The sequence below is a fragment of the Azospirillum sp. B510 genome (assembly GCF_000010725.1).
Lineage (GTDB): Bacteria > Pseudomonadota > Alphaproteobacteria > Azospirillales > Azospirillaceae > Azospirillum > Azospirillum lipoferum_B.
Map to the genome: position 1 here is coordinate 79,408 of NC_013857.1, position 16,141 is coordinate 95,548.

Below are 16,141 nucleotides of genomic sequence, written 5' to 3' on the forward strand. Positions count from 1 at the left end.
GCCGGTTTTGCTGGTCAGTCCGCAGGGGCTTGCGATCGGGAGGCTGCGGTGGGCGCCGGGTTTGCAACCTGAAGCCTTTTCACAGCATCGGCAAGCAGTGGAAACAGGCCCTGCAATTTGTTGAGATCCCAGCTTCCGTCTTCCGACCTGTACCAACGGAGCATGTACCGGCGGCCAACCACCAGTTCCTTGTCGTTGAGAACCGACAGCATATCCTCGGCGACGGCCCGCATGGGGGGCGGAAGGGTGGGACCGATGATGTATTCCAATGTGATTGGATCGATGTCCAGCCATCCTGGCTCAGCCTTGAACGGGTCGAGAAAGGCTTTCTTCTTCTTTAGAAGATTGACCCGAGGTTCGGCATATCGGTAATTGAGCCACTCATACGTATAGGCTGAATTAACATCCTTGGCGATGAAGTGATCCACTTGGCCTAATGCTATACTGAAGCCCATATAGGCACAGCATCCATCGAAAGCGTCTTGAACAGCCAAACGGTATTCGTTCCAGTAATCGGGATATTGGGAGGCCTTCTTGTCCGGATTCCTCGCAAGCCAGGCGTTTCCGCGATCCCTTACCTCTTTCCTGAACCCATCCGGCTCTTCCTTTGGGGTAAAGCGCCTCATCAGTCCGCCTTTTCGCCGGATAGCGAGCGTTTGAAAAGCACCCATTCGGCCCAGACCGGATCCATGCTGGGAAGCAATCGGGCCAGGAGCCCATCGATCCGTTTGATATCGGCGTCGGGCGGGCGCACGCCTTTCGTTCGGGTTCGGCTGCGCATCAAGGCGGTTGCCTCGTTGATCGCCTGTTCCGCATCCAGCGAGCGGGCCTCATCGAGGGCGAAGATATCGGAGGTCAGCCAGCGGCCGACCTCGCCACGCCGTTGCCAGATCTCCGGGTTGAGTTGCGCCTCGCCCTTCACGAGTTGCAGGTGGGACAATCGATCCCGCTTTTCATCGAATTCCGGTTCGAGCGATGCCAGGACCAGTGTAGAATGGGTGGAGACGAGGATCTGTACCGTAACCTTCTTGTCCAGAAGCTCGGCCACCGTCAGCAGTGATGGCAGGATGCGGCGTTGCCATTTGGGGTGAAGATGGGCTTCGATCTCGTCGAGGATCAGGATGATCCGCCTTTCCCGATGGGAGCCGATGACCTCGGACTGGAGGTCGTGCTGGTGCCATGTCCAGACCAGGAAATAGGCCAGCGCCAGGATGCGGCGGATCGCCGCCGACGCATGACGCAGCGGAACGATGCCATAGGGCGTTTGAAGCGCGGGGATGCTCGATACGTCCGGGCCGGGCATCCGGACCGGGGACGAGGCGGGCCGCATCGTCTCGCCGGGGGGCGAGAGATGAGCCAGAACCGCGATGAAGGTGTCGAACAGGGCCGGCTCGCGCTTTTCCCATTCCAGCCAGTCGCGCTCCAGTCCTTCACAAACCGTCACTTCGCCCTTGAACGCGTCGGGCACACGCTTGCCGTTCCACACCTCATCCTTGGTGAAGTGGAAGGCCGGCGCACGGTCCGGGTCGTCGATGCCCTGCGATGGTGCCACCCGGTAGTAATGGCGGGCGGGATCCCAGACGGAGAATCCGCCATCGAGGCGGGCGTAGATCACCAGCCCGGGAATCGGCGGGCGCGTTCGTGCCTTTCGTCTCCAGTCGGCGATTGTCGGATCGAAAGAAAACTCCTGCGGTATGTCTTTCCCGGACCGGCCGCAGGTGACGGCGGTGATCGTGCTTTCCCCGACCCTCTTCCTCTTCGCGTCACGATCCGCGATCGGCAGGATGAAGCGGTTGGGGATCGCGGGGCCATCGGGCCAGTCGCGGGCGCAGACCCACCAGGCCACGTCCAACAGCAGTGTCTTACCTAGTCCGTTGTCGCCAGTGAGAACGGTCATCCGTTCTCCCAACTCCATTTCGAATAGGGGGGCGGGACCGATGTTGGTCGTCTTCAAGGAGCGAAGCATGAAACGTCCATCATGGCACGGGTGACGGCATCGCGGAGTGGCTGCAAAATCTGTAGCGAAGTGTCTAAGCTCATCCCCCCCGCTTCCACACCGTCGTCTCGATGTAGCGGCTGGCCAGGAACCGGTAGGTCTGCTTCTGCAACGCCTCGACCTTGGGCGAGCGCTCCATGCCGATCTCGTCCCAGCCGCGCAGAAGATCCTCCCATTCCAGCAGCTTGGCGCGCAGGTCGTCGCGGATCTTGCGGATGAACTGCACGGTCGGGTGGAAGTTGCGCAGCGCGCCGACGATGTCGCCGGTCTGGGCGTCGGCCTGATCGAAGATCATGTCATATTCGCGCACCGGCTTGCGGATCAGCCCCTGCATGCGGTTCAGCTCGCTACAGAAGGTGCGGTCGGTGCGGTAGATCGTGGCGAGCTTGCCCATCGACTGGTCGATCCGGCGGATATGCTTGAACCGGTCGCGCAGCGCCTCGATGTAGGACAGTTCCTGCGCCAGATCGTCGATGCGGTCGGTCAGATATTGTTCTGCATTGTTGGTCAGCTTCAGCCGTTCGGCGATCTTGCCGAAGGCCGCCTTCATCTTCTCCTGGGTCTGCGGATCCTCCAGCAGCTGCTCAAGCTCCGACTGGTCGGAAACGATGATCTCGTTGCCGGTGAAGGACGAGACGATCTGCATGGTCAGCCGCCCTTTGGCGGTGATGCGGTGCCTGTCCTCCACCGACCAGGAGGCCCGGCCGTCCAGCAGCTCGCCGGGGATTTCCTCGCCCGGCCTGATCTGCTTCACGAAGGCCAACCCCTGTTCGATGACCTCCAGCAGGCGGGCGTCGTGGCTGCCATCCTCGATCTGGAAGGACTCCATCAGGGTGGGAAAGGCCAGGGCCACCTTCAGGTCGCCCAGCAGGATGTTCAGCACCGCGTCCTTGCTGTTCGGCTCCTGGCAAAAGAAGGCGCCGGGCAGGCTGAAAACCTTGTGCTTGAAATCGAAATGGGTGTCCCGCATCGGCTGGACCAGCACATTCTCCTGGGCGGCCTTTTCAGCGATGGCGGCCTCCGGAGCGGCTTCCGAAGGGGCGGCGGTCTCGTCGCTGCTGGAGATGTCGGTCATGGGCGGGCGCGGGACTCGGGGGGCGGGTGTTGGGGATCGGGTGGGGTGGCCGTCGGTTGCCTCAGCAGACTACAGCAGATCGCGCAGCCGGAACCACATCATTGCGAGGACCAGTGCCGGCGTGCGGAACCGCCGCCCGCCGGGGAAGGGGATGTGCGGCAGGCGGGCGAACACGTCGAAGCGCCCGGCGGTGCCGCTCACCGCCTCCGCCATCAGCCGCCCTGCCATGCCGGCAAGCGCCACGCCATGCCCGGAATAGCCGTGGGCGTAAAGCGTCGTCGGCGACAGCCGGCCCAGATGCGGCATGCGGTTCATGGTGATGGCGACCCGCCCGCCCCAGAAATACTCGACCCTGGCATCCTTCAGGCCGGGATAGACCGCCAGCATCTTCAGCCGCATCGCCTGTTTCAGCCCCGGCGCGTCCACCCCGGAATAGCTGACGCCACCGCCGAACAGCAGCCGGTGGTCGGCGGAGCGGCGGAAATAGTTCAGCGAGAATTTCAGGTCGGATACGGCGATGTTCGTCGGCAACAGAGCGAGCGCTCGTTTTTCTCCCAGCGGCTCGGTGGCGATCATATAGGTCGCCACCGGCATGATGGTGCGGTCGAGCGCCGGGATGACGCCGCCGAGATAGGCGTTGCCGGCCAGGATCAGATGCTTCGCCGTCACCCGGCCGCGCTCGGTGCGGACCCAGGGGGCCGCCCCACTGTCGATGGCGACCGCACGGCTGTTCTCGAAGATGCGAACCCCGGCGCCGGCGGCGGCGCGGGCGAGGCCGAGCGCGTAGTTCAGCGGGTGCAGATGGCCGCTGCCCTCGTCCAGCAGGCCGCCGATATAGGCGTCGCTGCCGATATGCGCGCGGATGCCGTCGCGGTCGAGCCGCCGCACCCGGTCATAGCCGTAGCCCTCGCGCATCTCGCGCTCCATCGCCGCCACGTCCTGCATGTGGCGCGGCTTCAGCGCGGCGTAGGCGAAGCCCCAGGTCAGGTCGCAGGCGATGGCGTGGCGTTCGACGCGTTCGGCAAGCTGGGCCTTGGCCTCCTCGCCGAAGGCCCACAGGCGGCGGGCGTCCTCCTTGCCGACCCAGCCCTCGACGGTCGCCATCGGCTTGTTGTAGCCGGTGATGATTTGGCCGCCGTTGCGGCCCGAGGCCCCCCAGCCGCAGCGTTCCGCCTCCAGCAACACGACGTCGAAGCCGCGCTCGGCCAGTTCCAGCGCCGTGGTCAGGCCGGTGTAGCCGCCGCCGACGATGCAGACGTCGCAGGCGATCGCGCCCTCCAGGACGGGGTGGTCGATGCGCGGCGCGGCGGAGGCCGCGTACCAGCTGTTGAGGTAAGTGGCTTTCGGCATGGCCGCAGTTAAGTCCCGGCCATGGGGTCAGGTCAACGGAAAGGCGGCGTTTTCACCGAAGCGTCATGCTGAAGCCTCTGGCGCGCTCCGCCTGAACGGCGTCATAGTGTCGCTGTCGTTCACAGCACGGAGGGGGCTGCCATCGTTCGGGGCGGTCCGCCATACCCATGGGTTTCATGGAAGACTTCATCAAGAAGAACCGCATCACCGAAGTCGAATGCCTTGTGCCCGACATGTCGGGCATCGCGCGGGGAAAGATCGTTCCCGCCGAAAAATTCCTCCGCATCCTGCGCGACCGCGGTCTGCGCCTGCCCGAGGCGATCTTCGTCCAGACCGTGACCGGCGAGTTTCCCGATGACGAGGACATCACCTCGGACGAGAACTCCGACATCTACATGATCCCGGACGAACGGACGATCCGCTTCGTTCCCTGGTACACCGAGCCGACGGCGCAGGTCATCACCGATTGCGTCTATGCTGATGGCCGCCCGGTCGATGTTTCGCCGCGCCATGTCCTGAAGCGGGTGCTGTCGCTGTACGAGGAGCGCGGCTGGAAGCCGCTGGTGGCGCCGGAGCTGGAATTCTTCCTGGTCCAGGTCAACAAGGACCCCGACTATCCGCTGGTTCCGCCGGTCGGGCGCAACGGCCGGATGGAGAGCGGGCGGCAGGCCTTCGGCATCGACGCCGTCAATGAATTCGACCCGATCTTCGAGGCGGTCTATGATTTCTGCGAAAAGCAGGACATCGACATCGACACGCTGACCCACGAGGCCGGCGCCGCCCAGATCGAGATCAACTTCAACCATGGCGACGCGCTGGAACTGGCCGACCAGGCCTTCCTGTTCAAGCGCACGGCGCGCGAGGCGGCGATCCGCCATCAGGTCTACGCCACCTTCATGGCCAAGCCGATGCAGGGCGAACCCGGCAGCGCCATGCACATCCACCAGTCGGTGGTCGACGCCGACAGCGGCCGCAACCTGTTCGCCAACCCGGACGGCACCGACAGCCCGCTGTTCCTGTCGCACATCGCCGGGTTGCAGAAATACCTGCCCTACGCGATGCCGCTGCTGGCGCCCAACGTCAACAGCTATCGCCGGCTGGTCCCGAACTCCGACGCGCCGATCAATGTCCATTGGGGCCGCGACAACCGCACCACCGGCCTGCGCGTGCCCGTCTCGCCGCCCGACGCCCGCCGGGTCGAGAACCGCGTGGCCGGGGCCGACGCCAACCCCTATCTCGCCATCGCCGCGTCGCTGGCCTGCGGCTATATCGGCATGACCCAGGGGCTGGAGCCGAACGATCCGATCAAGGGCTCGGCCTACCGCCTCGCCTTCACCCTGCCGCGCCACCAGTCGGAGGCGCTGAGCAAGTTCAACGCCTGCAAGCCGCTGAAGGAAATCCTCGGCGAGCGTTTCATCGACGCCGTCGATTGCGTGAAGCAGGCGGAATATAAGGCCTACAACCGCGTCATCAGCTCGTGGGAGCGGGAAAACCTGCTGCTGAACGTCTGAGCGGGCTTGCCGCGTGGCGGCATGCCGCCGCCACGCCGCCCTGTGCCTCGATCGCGTCAGCCGATGCGGGTTCCGCCCGGCGTCAGCCGGCCGGCGAGCGCCGCGATGTGGTCGGGCCCGATGCCGCAGCAGCCGCCGACGATGGAGGCTCCGGCCTCCACCCAGCTTTCGGCCCAGCGCAGGTAGCTCGCCGGGTCGAGGTCGTCGCGGATCGGGTCCAGCCCGTCATTGGCCTCCGCCGTCTTCGGCTGGGGCGGGAAGGCGTTGGCATAAACGCCGATCCTGAGCGCGGCGGCCTCCGGCTGTGCCCGCGCCGTCTCGACGGCGGCCCGCATCACCTCGGGCTGGCTGCAATTGAACAGCAGCGCCCGCGCCCCCAGCCCGGCGGCGGTCCGCGCCGCGTCGGCCACCGATTCGCCCGAGCGCAGGGCCGGGGCGCTGCGCCCGGCGGCCACCGCCCCGGCATCGGTGTCGTCGAGGGTGAAGGAGAGCCAGAGCGGCCGCGCATCATCCCCCAGCACGCGGCGCACCGCCCGCGCCTCGTCGAGCGCGCTCTGGGTTTCGGCCAGCCAGACATCGACATGCGGCGCCAGCCCGTCCACCAGCACCCGCAGGATGGCGTCGACCTGCTCGGGCAGGAACAGGTCGGGCCGGTAGGAGCCGAACACCGGTGGCAGCGAGCCGGCGGCCTTGACGCCGTGGGCGTCCGCCACCGACCGGGCGAGCCGGCCGGCGCGGTCGGCCAGGGCCAGCCCCTGCGCGTCGAAGCGGTCGCGGCCGATGTGGAAGGGGACCACGGCATAGCTGTTGCTGGTCAGCATGTCGGCGCCGGCGCGGGCGAAAGACTCGTGCGCCTGCCGGACATGGTCGGGAGACTCGATCAGGGCGAGGGCGGACCATTCCGGCTGGCGGAACGGCGCGCCGATGCGTTGAAGCTCCCGGCCCATGCCGCCATCCAGGATGATCGTTTCCTCAGTCATTCCATGCTCCGTTGCAACCGGTGTCGAGTTGGGGGATTGTCCTAATCGAAAGTGAAGGGCGTTGACAATCTATATAAATAACATGGAGAATAATGGTCATATAACACATATTGTACAGGGTTTTCCATGTTGAAACGACTCGCCTTCGCCGCCGCCGCCTTCGTCGCCATCCAGGCCGCCACGCCGATGGCGTGGGCCGGGGAGATCCTGGACCGCGTGACCAAGCGGGGCGAGGTGAAGCTCGTCCTGCTGAACGACTATCCGCCCTTCTCCTTCATCAACGACAAGAACGAGCTGGTCGGATTCGACATCGACGTCGCCAAGGCCTTCGCCGAGCGCCTCGGGGTCAAGCTGTCCATCGACACCCCGGCCTGGGAGGTGATCGCCGCCGGCAATTGGCGGGGCCGCTGGGACATCTGCATCTGCTCGATGACCCCGACGGCGGAGCGCGCCGAGGTTCTCGATTTCCCGGTGAAATATTACGAGTCGCCCGCCGTCCTGGTGGTCCATAAGGACGAGGCGCGGATCAAGGGCATCGGCGACATCACCGGCAAGACGGTGGCGGCCCAGTCCGGCGCCTCCTACGAGGCCTATCTCCAGCACGCGCTGAAGATCACGGCCCCCGACGCCCAGCAACCCAGCTTCCCCTTCGGCAAGGTGACGGTGGCGCCGTACGAGACGGAGACGGTGGCCTTCCAGGATCTCGGCCTCGGCGGCGGCAAGCGGCTGGACGCGGTCATCACCAACTACATCACCGCCAAGGAGCGCATCGACGCCACCGGCCAGTTCAAGATCGTCTCGGACAAGCTCTATGCCGAGCCCAATTGGGTTGCGGTGGAAAAGGGCGATGCGGCATGGTCGGCCAAGGTGAAGGCGACCATCGAGGCGTTGAAGGCGGACGGCACCCTGTCGGCCATCTCCAAGCGCTGGATCGGCATCGACATCACGGGCTGATGGAAACATGGCGGATCCTGGCGGATGGTCCCGGAAACGGGGCCGCCGCCGGGGCGCAGGCGGATGGACGGAATGACGGACGGTGTTGCGGCGGCGTTGGGGTCTGGTCGGCAGGCGGCGTTCAGGATCAAGGTGGCGGTGGTCTGGGGGGCGCTGGCGCTTCTGCTTCTGGCGTTCTTCCAGAGTTTCGACCTGAAATTCGCGCTGATCGCGGAGAAGCTGCCGTTCCTGCTCGGCCTGCGCCTGACGCCCGGCGGCTTCCTGCAAGGGGCGGCGCTGACGCTGCTGATCTGCCTGCTGTCGATCGCGCTCAGCATCGTCATCGGCGTGCTGGCCACCGCCGGGCGGCTGTCGACCAATCCGGTCGCCTATGGGGTGGCGACCTTCTATGGTTCCTTCTTCCGCGGCACGCCGCTGATGGTGCAGCTGCTGCTGCTTTATCTCGGCCTTCCGCAGTTGGGGCCGGTTCCGGCGGCGCTGCCTTGCGGCGTGCTGGCGCTGTCGCTCAATTACGGCGCCTATCTCAGCGAGATTTTCCGGGCCGGCGTGCAGTCGGTCGCCCCCGGCCAGCGTGAGGCCGCCATGGCGCTCGGCCTGTCGCGCGGACAGATCGCCTGGACGGTGATCCTGCCGCAGGCCACCCGTTTCGTCATCCCGCCCACCGGCGCCCAGTTCGTCGCGATGCTGAAGGACTCGTCGCTGGTCTCGGTCACCGGGCTGTGGGAGATCAATTTCCTGGCGCAATCCTATGGCCGCTCCAGCTACCGCTATGTCGAGATGCTGCTGACGGCGGCGGTGGTCTATTGGATGCTGTCGCTGATCTTCGAGCATGTGCAAAGCCGGCTCGAGGTCCGCTATGGCCGGGCTTATCAGCGCTGACCACCGTTCCGATCGATTGCCGGGTGGCCTGGGCTTCGGGGCCGCGCTCCGCTTCCATCCGGTGCTGAAGGTCTTTTCGCCGGGCGATGGTGCGGAGCGCCGCTGGTGGTGCTTGGCCTGGTGTTGACCGCGCGGAGCTCAAAGTTTCAAAATAAAGTCAGCGCTCTCACCATCGGTAAAAAATGAAGGTGCCGTGACAACAGTCGCGGCACCTTCATTTTGCAGCGCATCAAAATCATCCGCACACATCTGTCTGTTGCTTGGTGAATACAAGGATATGGCAGCATTTTGCCTATGATATTTCAGATATAAAATAGAATGACACGATTCCTGCATTGACCAAAAATATTCAGTCGGTATAACTGACCGCATATTCGCGAGCAAAAATACCATCACACACAATTTTGAAGACAGGCAGCCCGGTTGATGGCCAGCAGGCCGTTGTCCGGGGAAAGGGCTTCCTTTGCCGGCCGCGACAGGTCCCGCAGGGGCATTTTCCGCCCCTGCGGTCGCGGCCGGCTGCCGCCCTCCATGGCGAAGGCCACTCTCCCTCTTTCCAGGAGTTTTCCGCTTATGAGCACCGAGCCGCAGAACAACGAACTCCAGAACAAGACGTCCGTCCGCCCCTATGGCCCGGCCATGGTCGAGGCCATCTCCACCGGCGACCTCGCGACGATGAAGCAGGTCGCCGCTGCCGCCGAGGAGCATCTGGCCCGGCATGGCGACATCGCCCGGTTGCTGCCGCTGCTGAAGATCGAGATCGCCAAGGCCGAAGCCGCCGCCTGAGACCGATCAGCATCCCGTCTTCCCCCCGAACAGGAGAGTTCCGCAATGTCCGAAAAGCTGCATTTCCCGCATTACCCGATGTATATGGCGACCGTCACCGACGCCATCGCCAAGGGCGATCTCGCCCAGATGAAGACGCTACAGTCACAGGCCGAGGAGGTTCTGGCCGCTTATGGCGACGTGCCCACCGCGCTGCAGCTGCTGAAGGTCGAGATCGCCAAGGCCGAAGCCGCCGGCGGCTGACCGCCGCCGATCCGCCCCGCCCGGCCGCTTTCCGGTGGCGGGGCGGGGCCTTCCGCATCATCGCCGCGTCGCGTCGCCCGCCCGCGGATCCGGCCCGCGGTCCCCGCTTGCAGACCCCGTTCGCAGACTAAGGATACCGGCATCATGGACCAGCCGATACCCAGCCTCGCCCCCGATCGGTCGCCGTCCGGGACGTCGGAGGATCATGTTCCGGCCCGCTTCTGCGATGCCGAGGATTATCGCCGGCTGGTTCCCGTCCATGTGGTGTGGGAGATCACGCTCGCCTGCAATCTGAAATGCATGCATTGCGGTTCCCGCGCCGGCCGTCCCCGTCCGGACGAGCTGAGCACCGGGGAGGCGCTGGACCTCGTCGACCGGCTGGCGGCGCTCGGCACCCGCGAGATTTCGCTGATCGGCGGCGAGGCCTATCTGCGCAAGGACTGGATCGAGATCGTCCGGCGCTGCCGCGGCCACGGCATGCGCACCTCGATGCAGACCGGGGCGCGCAACCTGACCGACGCCCGCATCGACGCCGCGGCGGAGGCCGGGCTTCAGGCGATCGGCGTGTCCATCGACGGCATGCCCGACCTGCATGACCGCGTCCGCGGCGTTCCCGGATCCTACGAACAGGCGATCAGCGCCATGCGCCGGGCCAAGGCGCGCGGGCTGGCGGTGTCGGCCAACACCCAGATCGGCCCGGAAACCCCGGACCATCTGCCGGCGATCATGGACGCCATCATCGAGGCCGGGGCCACCCATTGGCAAATCCAGTTCACCGTCGCCATGGGCAATGCGGTGGACAATCCCGAACTGATCCTCCAGCCGCACCGGCTGATCGAGGTGATGCCGCTGCTGGCCCGGCTCTACCGCGAGGGGGTGGATCGCGGGCTGTTGATGGTGATGGGCAACAATGTCGGCTATTACGGGCCGTACGAGCGGCTGTGGCGCGGCTTCGGCGACGATTCGCAGCATTGGAGCGGCTGTTCGGCCGGACAGACCGGCATCGGCATCGAGGCCGACGGCACGATCAAGGGCTGCCCGTCGCTGGCGACCTCGCTCTACGCCTCCGGCAATGTCCGCGATATGACGCTGGAGGACATCTGGCGCCTGTCCGACCGCATGGCCTTCGCCCGCACCCGCTCCGTCGACGAGCTGTGGGGCTATTGCCGCACCTGCTATTACGCCGACGCCTGCCGCGCCGGCTGCACCTGGACGTCGGAATCGCTGCTCGGCAAGCGCGGCAACAACCCCTATTGCCATTACCGGGTGCTCGACCTCGCCAAGCATGGCCTGCGCGAGCGGGTGGTGAAGATCAAGGACGCCCCCAAGGAGGCGTTCGCCATCGGCGAATTCGCCCTGATCACCGAACCGATTCCCGGCGCGGACTCCCCCGGCCTGCCCGAGCGCGACCCCGCCAAGGTGCATCGCCACAGCCACGAACGCTCCGCCGAGGGCGGCGTGGTGCCGCCCAGCCTGACGCTCTGCCGCGCCTGCAACCAGTATATCTGGCCGCATGAGACCGAATGCCCCCATTGCGGCGCCGATGTCGCGGCGGCGGCGGCCCGGCACGACATCGACAGCGCCCGGCGCCGCGCCCTGATCCGCGAGACCCAGCGCCTGCTGGACGAGGCGCGGGCGGCGAGGCGGGAGGGCGCGACGACGGGCGTGGCGCCGGCAGGCGGGCCCGCGTCCTGATTGAGCCGCCCCGATGGAGCCGCCCGGACGGCGGAAACCGGACGGCCAATCGGGCGCATCCCGCGTAGAGGATTGAACGGGCGTGGCTTCCCCGCTCCGAAAACCGTTCCCCGACCATGACCCAGACCGTTGACAACATGCCCGGGCCTGGGTGCAATAGCGCCCGCGAGCCGGGTTAAGCCGTCGGGATGCGGCGCCGCCCGCAACACTCACGAACAGGTCGGGGCAAATCATGAAAAAACTCGCTCTCAGCCTCATCGGCGCGGTCGCGGCGGTCGCCATCGCCGGCCCGGCGATGGCCCAGGCCAAGAAGCCGGTCAACATCTACATCTGGAACGACTATCTGGGTGAAACGACCCTCGCCGACTTCACCAAGGCCACCGGCGCTGAGACGAAGGTCGACCTGTATGACAGCCTGGAGCTGCTGGAGCAGAAGGTGCTCGTCGGCAAGTCCGGCTATGACGTGATCGTGCCGACCGCCGAGCCGACCCTGTCCCGCCTGATCCAGGCCAAGGTGGTGGGTCCGCTCGACAAGTCGAAGATCCCCAACTACAAGAACATCGACCCGAAGGTCCTGAAGCTGCTGGAGAATTCCGATCCCGGCAACAAGTACGCCGTGCCCTATCTCGGCGGGACCGTCGGCATCGCCATCATCCCGGAAAAGATCAAGGCCGTCGCCCCCGACGTGGCGCTCGACAGCTGGGACCTGATCTTCAAGCCGGAGGTGGCGAAGAAGGTCGCGGCCTGCGGCATCACCGTGATGGATTCGGCAATCGACGTCATCCCGTCGGTGCTGAACTATCTCGGCCTCGACCCGAACTCCGAGAAGAAGGAGGATCTGGACAAGGTCGAGAAGACGCTGATGGCGGTCCGCCCCTACATCAAGCGTTTCGTCACCGGTGAGAACATCAACATCCTGGCCGGTGGCGACGCCTGCGTCGTCATGGCCTACAACGGCGACGCCATCCAGGGTGCCGCCCGCGCCGCCGAGGCCAAGAGCGCCAAGGTCGACTACATCACGCCGAAGGAAGGCGTGCAGGTGTGGTGGGACACGCTGGCGGTTCCGGCCGACGCGCCGAACAAGGACGGCGCCTACGAGTACATCAATTTCGTGCTCGACCCGGCCAACATGGCGAACATCTCCAACAAGGTCAGCTACGCCAACGCCGTGCCGGCCTCGCTGCCGATGGTCTCCGACGACATCAAGTCGAATCCCGGCATCTTCCTGCCGGCCGACAGCAAGCTGAAGCTGTTCTCGCTGAAGCAGATCAAGCAGGCCACCGACCGCGCCCGCACCCGCGTGTGGACCAAGGTCAAGACCGGCAAGTAAGCCGTCCATAGAGGCGCCGATCTTGAGGCGTCGATCTTGAAGCTTCGGCCCGCCCCGGCCGGTCCCCAGCGATGGGGAGCGGCCGGGGCATCGTCTTGAAAGAGGATACCGGATGGCCGGTCAGCCGATTCGCAAGCCCACCCGCCTGGAACCGTGGCAGGACGCGGGCCAGACCCCCTATGTCCGCATCGAGAAGGTGACGAAGACCTTCGGCGACTTCGTCGCGGTGGACGAGGTCAGCCTGTCGATCTACCGGAACGAGTTCTTCGCCCTGCTCGGCGGGTCCGGGTCCGGCAAGACCACGCTGCTGCGCATGCTGGCGGGGTTCGAGCAGCCGACCGAGGGCAAGATCTACATCGACGGCGTCGATATGGCTGGCATCCCGCCCTATGAGCGGCCGGTCAACATGATGTTCCAGTCCTACGCCCTGTTCCCGCACATGACGGTGGAGCAGAATGTCGCCTTCGGCCTGAAACAGGACGGGGTGGCCAAGGCGGAGATCCGCGACCGCGTGGCGGAGATGCTGGGGCTGGTCCAGCTGTCGGCCTTCGGCAAGCGCCGTCCGCACCAGCTGTCGGGCGGCCAGCGCCAGCGCGTGGCGCTCGCCCGGTCGCTGGTCAAGCGGCCGAAGCTGCTGCTGCTGGACGAGCCGCTGGGCGCGCTCGACAAGAAGCTGCGCGAACGCACCCAGTTCGAACTGGTCAACATCCAGGAGAAGCTGGGCGTCACCTTTATCGTGGTCACCCACGACCAGGAGGAGGCGATGACGATGTCCTCGCGCATCGCCGTGATGAACCATGGCGTCATCGCCCAGGTGGGCACGCCGACCGAGATCTACGAATATCCGCACAACCGCTTCGTCGCCGAGTTCATCGGGTCGATCAACATGTTCGACGGCCGCGTCGTCTCCACCGAAGGCGATCAGGTGCTGGTCGCGTCGGAGGAGGTGGGATGCGAGCTGCTGATCGCCCATGCCTCCCCGGCGGCGGCCGGCTCCCCGGTCTCGGTCGCCATCCGGCCGGAGAAGATCGCCCTGTCGAAGGAGCCGGTCGCCGGCGACGCCGCCGGCGGTGACGGCCGCAACCGCAGCACCGGCATCGTGCGCGAGATCGCCTATCTCGGCGATGTGTCGATCTATCTGGTGGAACTGCCGACCGGCAAGACGGTGCGGGTCACCGCCCCCAACGTCACCCGCCGCACCGAAATGCCGATCACCTGGGAGGACGAGGTGACCCTGACCTGGCGCCCCTTCGCCGGCGTGGTGCTGACCCAATGAGGACGGTCGTCGCCATCCTCGTTTCCGGCCTCAGCCGGATCGGGCTGTGGGGTCGCGGCGTGGTCGTCGCCGTCCCCTATCTGTGGCTGATGCTGTTCTTCCTGGTGCCCTTCCTGATCGTCTTCGGCATCAGCTTCTCCGAATCGATCATCGCCCAGCCGCCCTATTCCTCGCTGGTCGACTGGCTGCGGGACGAGGACGCCGGCACCTCCAAGCTGCAAATCCTGCTGAACATCAGCAATTATTTCCGGCTGGGCGGCGATGATCTCTACATCCTCGCCTACCTGAACTCGCTGCGGATCGCGGCGGTCACCACGCTGCTGTGCCTGGCCATCGGCTATCCCATGGCCTATGCCATCGCCAAGGCCGATCCGGCGCGGCGCGGGCCGTTGATGATGCTGGTGATCCTGCCCTTCTGGACCAGCTTCCTGATCCGCATCTATGCCTGGATCGGCATTCTCAAGGGCAATGGCGTCATCAGCAACCTGCTGGAATGGATCGGCCTGACCAGCGGCCCGGTCGAGATCCTCTATTCCGACTGGGCGGTCTATATCGGCATGACCTATTGCTATCTGCCCTTCATGGTTCTGCCGCTCTACTCCACCCTGGAGAAGATGGACCCGACATTGCTGGAGGCGGCGGCGGATCTCGGCTGCCGTCCGTTCAAATCCTTCCTGGCGGTGACGCTGCCGCTGTCGCTGCCCGGCATCATCGCCGGCTCGCTGCTGGTCTTCATCCCGGCGGTGGGCGAGTTCGTGACGCCGGAACTGTTGGGCGGCCCCGATACGCTGATGATCGGCCGCGTGCTGTGGAACGAGTTCTTCGCCAACCGTGACTGGCCGGTGGCCTCGGCGGTGGCGATCGCGCTGCTTCTGGTCCTGGTGATCCCGATCATGATCTTCCAGCATGTGCAGGGCAAAGAGGCGGAGGCCGGACGATGAAACGGGTCGGATTCCTGTCCTGGGCGCTGCTGTTCGGCTATGCCTTCCTCTATGTCCCCATCGTGCTGCTGGTCGTCTTCAGCTTCAACGAGTCGCGGCTGGTCACGGTGTGGAGCGGCTTTTCGACCAAATGGTATGCCGAGCTGATCCACAACGAGGCGCTGCTGGCGGCGGCTCTCCTGTCCTTCCAGGTGGCGGCGGTGTCGGCGACGCTGTCGGTGCTGCTCGGCACCTGCGCCGGGCTGGCGCTGACCCGGTTCGGCCGCTTCCGCGGCCGCACCCTGTTCGGCGGCATGATCACCGCGCCGCTGGTCATGCCGGAGGTCATCACCGGCCTGTCGCTCCTGCTGCTGTTCGTGGCGATGGAGCAATGGCTGGGCTGGCCCGACGGCCGTGGCGTCACCACCATCACCATCGCCCACACCACCTTCACCATGTCCTATGTCGCGGTGGTCATCCAGTCGCGGCTGGCCGGCATGGACGGCAGCCTGGAGGAGGCGGCGATGGATCTGGGCGCCCGTCCGGCCAAGGTGTTCTTCGTCATCACCCTGCCGCTGATCGCCCCGGCGCTGGTCGCCGGCTGGCTGCTGGCCTTCACCCTGTCGCTGGACGACGTGGTGGTGGCGAGCTTCGTCTCCGGCCCCGGCTCGACGACGCTGCCGATGGTGATCTTCTCCAGCGTGAAGTTCGGCATCAGCCCGCAGATCAACGCGCTGGCGACCCTGATGGTGCTGGTGGTGGCGACCGGCATCTTCGTCGCCAGCATCGTCATGGCCAGGCAGGAGCGTCAGCGCAAACGCGACGAGCAGATGGCGATCCAGAACGGTTGAAGACCGGCTGACCGGGACATCGCGGGCCGGCCTGAAATGGAAACAGGCCGGTCCGCCCATGTCCGGTGCGACTTATGCGCCCGCGCTTGGCAGACCTGTGCCGCCGCAGATGGCAATTGCCCGTTTCTTTTGCTATGGTGAGGCCATCGTCAACAGCGAAAGAGGCCGTGCCATGCGCGCGCTCCTGTGGTTCCCCTTGTTGAGGCTCGGATTCTTCAGTCCCGTTTCCACTGCCTATTCGACCAACCGTACGGTCACCGCCCGCCGCGCCCTGCGCCCGCCGTCCGGCCGCTGA

The 16,141-nt window shown here is 65.6% G+C and carries 15 protein-coding genes; 10 read left to right on the plus strand and 5 right to left on the minus strand.

The window, feature by feature from the left end:
• Positions 1 to 14: 14 nt before the first annotated feature.
• From AZL_RS33640 to AZL_RS24890, 4 genes are all read right to left on the minus strand, one after another.
• Positions 15 to 626, minus strand: coding sequence for a hypothetical protein (locus AZL_RS33640; RefSeq protein ID WP_012977184.1), 612 nt, complete (start codon positions 624 to 626; stop codon positions 15 to 17).
• The gene (locus AZL_RS24880; RefSeq protein WP_158306015.1) at positions 626 to 1,897 is read right to left on the minus strand and encodes an AAA family ATPase; all 1,272 of its coding nucleotides are present in this window, start codon (positions 1,895 to 1,897) and stop codon (positions 626 to 628) included. Before AZL_RS24880 ends, AZL_RS33640 begins: the two co-directional genes overlap by 1 nt.
• A 139-nt stretch (positions 1,898 to 2,036) precedes the next feature.
• The gene (locus AZL_RS24885; protein WP_012977186.1) at positions 2,037 to 3,071 is read right to left on the minus strand and encodes a hypothetical protein; all 1,035 of its coding nucleotides are present in this window, start codon (positions 3,069 to 3,071) and stop codon (positions 2,037 to 2,039) included.
• Positions 3,072 to 3,140: 69 nt separating this feature from the next.
• Positions 3,141 to 4,421: an NAD(P)/FAD-dependent oxidoreductase gene (locus AZL_RS24890; protein ID WP_012977187.1), complete on the minus strand. Its 1,281-nt coding sequence runs from the start codon at positions 4,419 to 4,421 to the stop codon at positions 3,141 to 3,143.
• Positions 4,422 to 4,588: 167 nt separating this feature from the next.
• On the opposite strand from AZL_RS24890, the gene AZL_RS24895 reads away from it, so the two are divergent.
• A complete protein-coding gene (locus tag AZL_RS24895; RefSeq protein WP_012977188.1) occupies positions 4,589 to 5,932 on the plus strand; it encodes a glutamine synthetase family protein in 1,344 nt (447 codons plus the stop codon).
• 56 nt (positions 5,933 to 5,988) lie between these two features.
• Here the strand turns inward: AZL_RS24895 and AZL_RS24900 are convergent, their stop codons facing one another.
• Positions 5,989 to 6,912, minus strand: coding sequence for a homocysteine S-methyltransferase family protein (locus tag AZL_RS24900; protein WP_012977189.1), 924 nt, complete (start codon positions 6,910 to 6,912; stop codon positions 5,989 to 5,991).
• 126 nt (positions 6,913 to 7,038) lie between these two features.
• Here AZL_RS24900 and AZL_RS24905 point away from each other — a divergent pair, with 126 nt between their 5' ends.
• The 9 genes from AZL_RS24905 to AZL_RS24945 all read left to right on the plus strand — a co-directional run bounded on the left by AZL_RS24905 (position 7,039) and on the right by AZL_RS24945 (position 15,846).
• On the plus strand, positions 7,039 to 7,866 hold the full coding sequence (locus tag AZL_RS24905; protein ID WP_012977190.1) for a transporter substrate-binding domain-containing protein: 828 nt from the start codon (positions 7,039 to 7,041) through the stop codon (positions 7,864 to 7,866).
• Positions 7,867 to 7,938: 72 nt separating this feature from the next.
• Complete coding sequence (locus tag AZL_RS24910; RefSeq protein ID WP_173380522.1) at positions 7,939 to 8,745, plus strand: amino acid ABC transporter permease; 807 nt, start codon at positions 7,939 to 7,941, stop codon at positions 8,743 to 8,745.
• A gap of 573 nt (positions 8,746 to 9,318) precedes the next feature.
• Positions 9,319 to 9,531 (plus strand): DUF1843 domain-containing protein, encoded by a 213-nt coding sequence (locus AZL_RS24915; protein WP_042445596.1) that lies wholly within the window; start codon positions 9,319 to 9,321, stop codon positions 9,529 to 9,531.
• Positions 9,532 to 9,576: 45 nt separating this feature from the next.
• Positions 9,577 to 9,774 carry a DUF1843 domain-containing protein gene (locus tag AZL_RS24920; RefSeq protein WP_042445598.1) on the plus strand — a complete coding sequence of 66 codons (198 nt, stop codon included), beginning with the start codon at positions 9,577 to 9,579 and terminating at the stop codon, positions 9,772 to 9,774.
• 144 nt (positions 9,775 to 9,918) lie between these two features.
• The gene (locus AZL_RS24925) at positions 9,919 to 11,469 is read left to right on the plus strand and encodes a GDL motif peptide-associated radical SAM/SPASM maturase (RefSeq protein WP_012977192.1); all 1,551 of its coding nucleotides are present in this window, start codon (positions 9,919 to 9,921) and stop codon (positions 11,467 to 11,469) included.
• Positions 11,470 to 11,701: 232 nt separating this feature from the next.
• Positions 11,702 to 12,799: an extracellular solute-binding protein gene (locus AZL_RS24930; RefSeq protein WP_012977193.1), complete on the plus strand. Its 1,098-nt coding sequence runs from the start codon at positions 11,702 to 11,704 to the stop codon at positions 12,797 to 12,799.
• 112 nt (positions 12,800 to 12,911) lie between these two features.
• The gene (locus tag AZL_RS24935; protein WP_012977194.1) at positions 12,912 to 14,075 is read left to right on the plus strand and encodes an ABC transporter ATP-binding protein; all 1,164 of its coding nucleotides are present in this window, start codon (positions 12,912 to 12,914) and stop codon (positions 14,073 to 14,075) included.
• A complete protein-coding gene (locus tag AZL_RS24940) occupies positions 14,072 to 15,016 on the plus strand; it encodes an ABC transporter permease subunit (RefSeq protein WP_012977195.1) in 945 nt (314 codons plus the stop codon). Before AZL_RS24935 ends, AZL_RS24940 begins: the two co-directional genes overlap by 4 nt.
• Positions 15,013 to 15,846 carry an ABC transporter permease subunit gene (locus tag AZL_RS24945; RefSeq protein WP_012977196.1) on the plus strand — a complete coding sequence of 278 codons (834 nt, stop codon included), beginning with the start codon at positions 15,013 to 15,015 and terminating at the stop codon, positions 15,844 to 15,846. Before AZL_RS24940 ends, AZL_RS24945 begins: the two co-directional genes overlap by 4 nt.
• Positions 15,847 to 16,141 lie beyond the last annotated feature (295 nt).

Coding starts and splice junctions, on each gene's coding strand:
- AZL_RS24905 (WP_012977190.1), top strand. CDS start 7,039: ATGTTGAAACGACTCGCCTTCGCCGCCGCCGCCTTCGTCGCCATCCAG.
- AZL_RS24910 (WP_173380522.1), top strand. CDS start 7,939: ATGACGGACGGTGTTGCGGCGGCGTTGGGGTCTGGTCGGCAGGCGGCG.
- AZL_RS24885 (WP_012977186.1), bottom strand. CDS start 3,071: ATGACCGACATCTCCAGCAGCGACGAGACCGCCGCCCCTTCGGAAGCC.
- AZL_RS24940 (WP_012977195.1), top strand. CDS start 14,072: ATGAGGACGGTCGTCGCCATCCTCGTTTCCGGCCTCAGCCGGATCGGG.
- AZL_RS24890 (WP_012977187.1), bottom strand. CDS start 4,421: ATGCCGAAAGCCACTTACCTCAACAGCTGGTACGCGGCCTCCGCCGCG.
- AZL_RS24915 (WP_042445596.1), top strand. CDS start 9,319: ATGAGCACCGAGCCGCAGAACAACGAACTCCAGAACAAGACGTCCGTC.
- AZL_RS24900 (WP_012977189.1), bottom strand. CDS start 6,912: ATGACTGAGGAAACGATCATCCTGGATGGCGGCATGGGCCGGGAGCTT.
- AZL_RS33640 (WP_012977184.1), bottom strand. CDS start 626: ATGAGGCGCTTTACCCCAAAGGAAGAGCCGGATGGGTTCAGGAAAGAG.
- AZL_RS24920 (WP_042445598.1), top strand. CDS start 9,577: ATGTCCGAAAAGCTGCATTTCCCGCATTACCCGATGTATATGGCGACC.
- AZL_RS24895 (WP_012977188.1), top strand. CDS start 4,589: ATGGGTTTCATGGAAGACTTCATCAAGAAGAACCGCATCACCGAAGTC.
- AZL_RS24925 (WP_012977192.1), top strand. CDS start 9,919: ATGGACCAGCCGATACCCAGCCTCGCCCCCGATCGGTCGCCGTCCGGG.
- AZL_RS24935 (WP_012977194.1), top strand. CDS start 12,912: ATGGCCGGTCAGCCGATTCGCAAGCCCACCCGCCTGGAACCGTGGCAG.
- AZL_RS24880 (WP_158306015.1), bottom strand. CDS start 1,897: ATGACCGTTCTCACTGGCGACAACGGACTAGGTAAGACACTGCTGTTG.
- AZL_RS24930 (WP_012977193.1), top strand. CDS start 11,702: ATGAAAAAACTCGCTCTCAGCCTCATCGGCGCGGTCGCGGCGGTCGCC.
- AZL_RS24945 (WP_012977196.1), top strand. CDS start 15,013: ATGAAACGGGTCGGATTCCTGTCCTGGGCGCTGCTGTTCGGCTATGCC.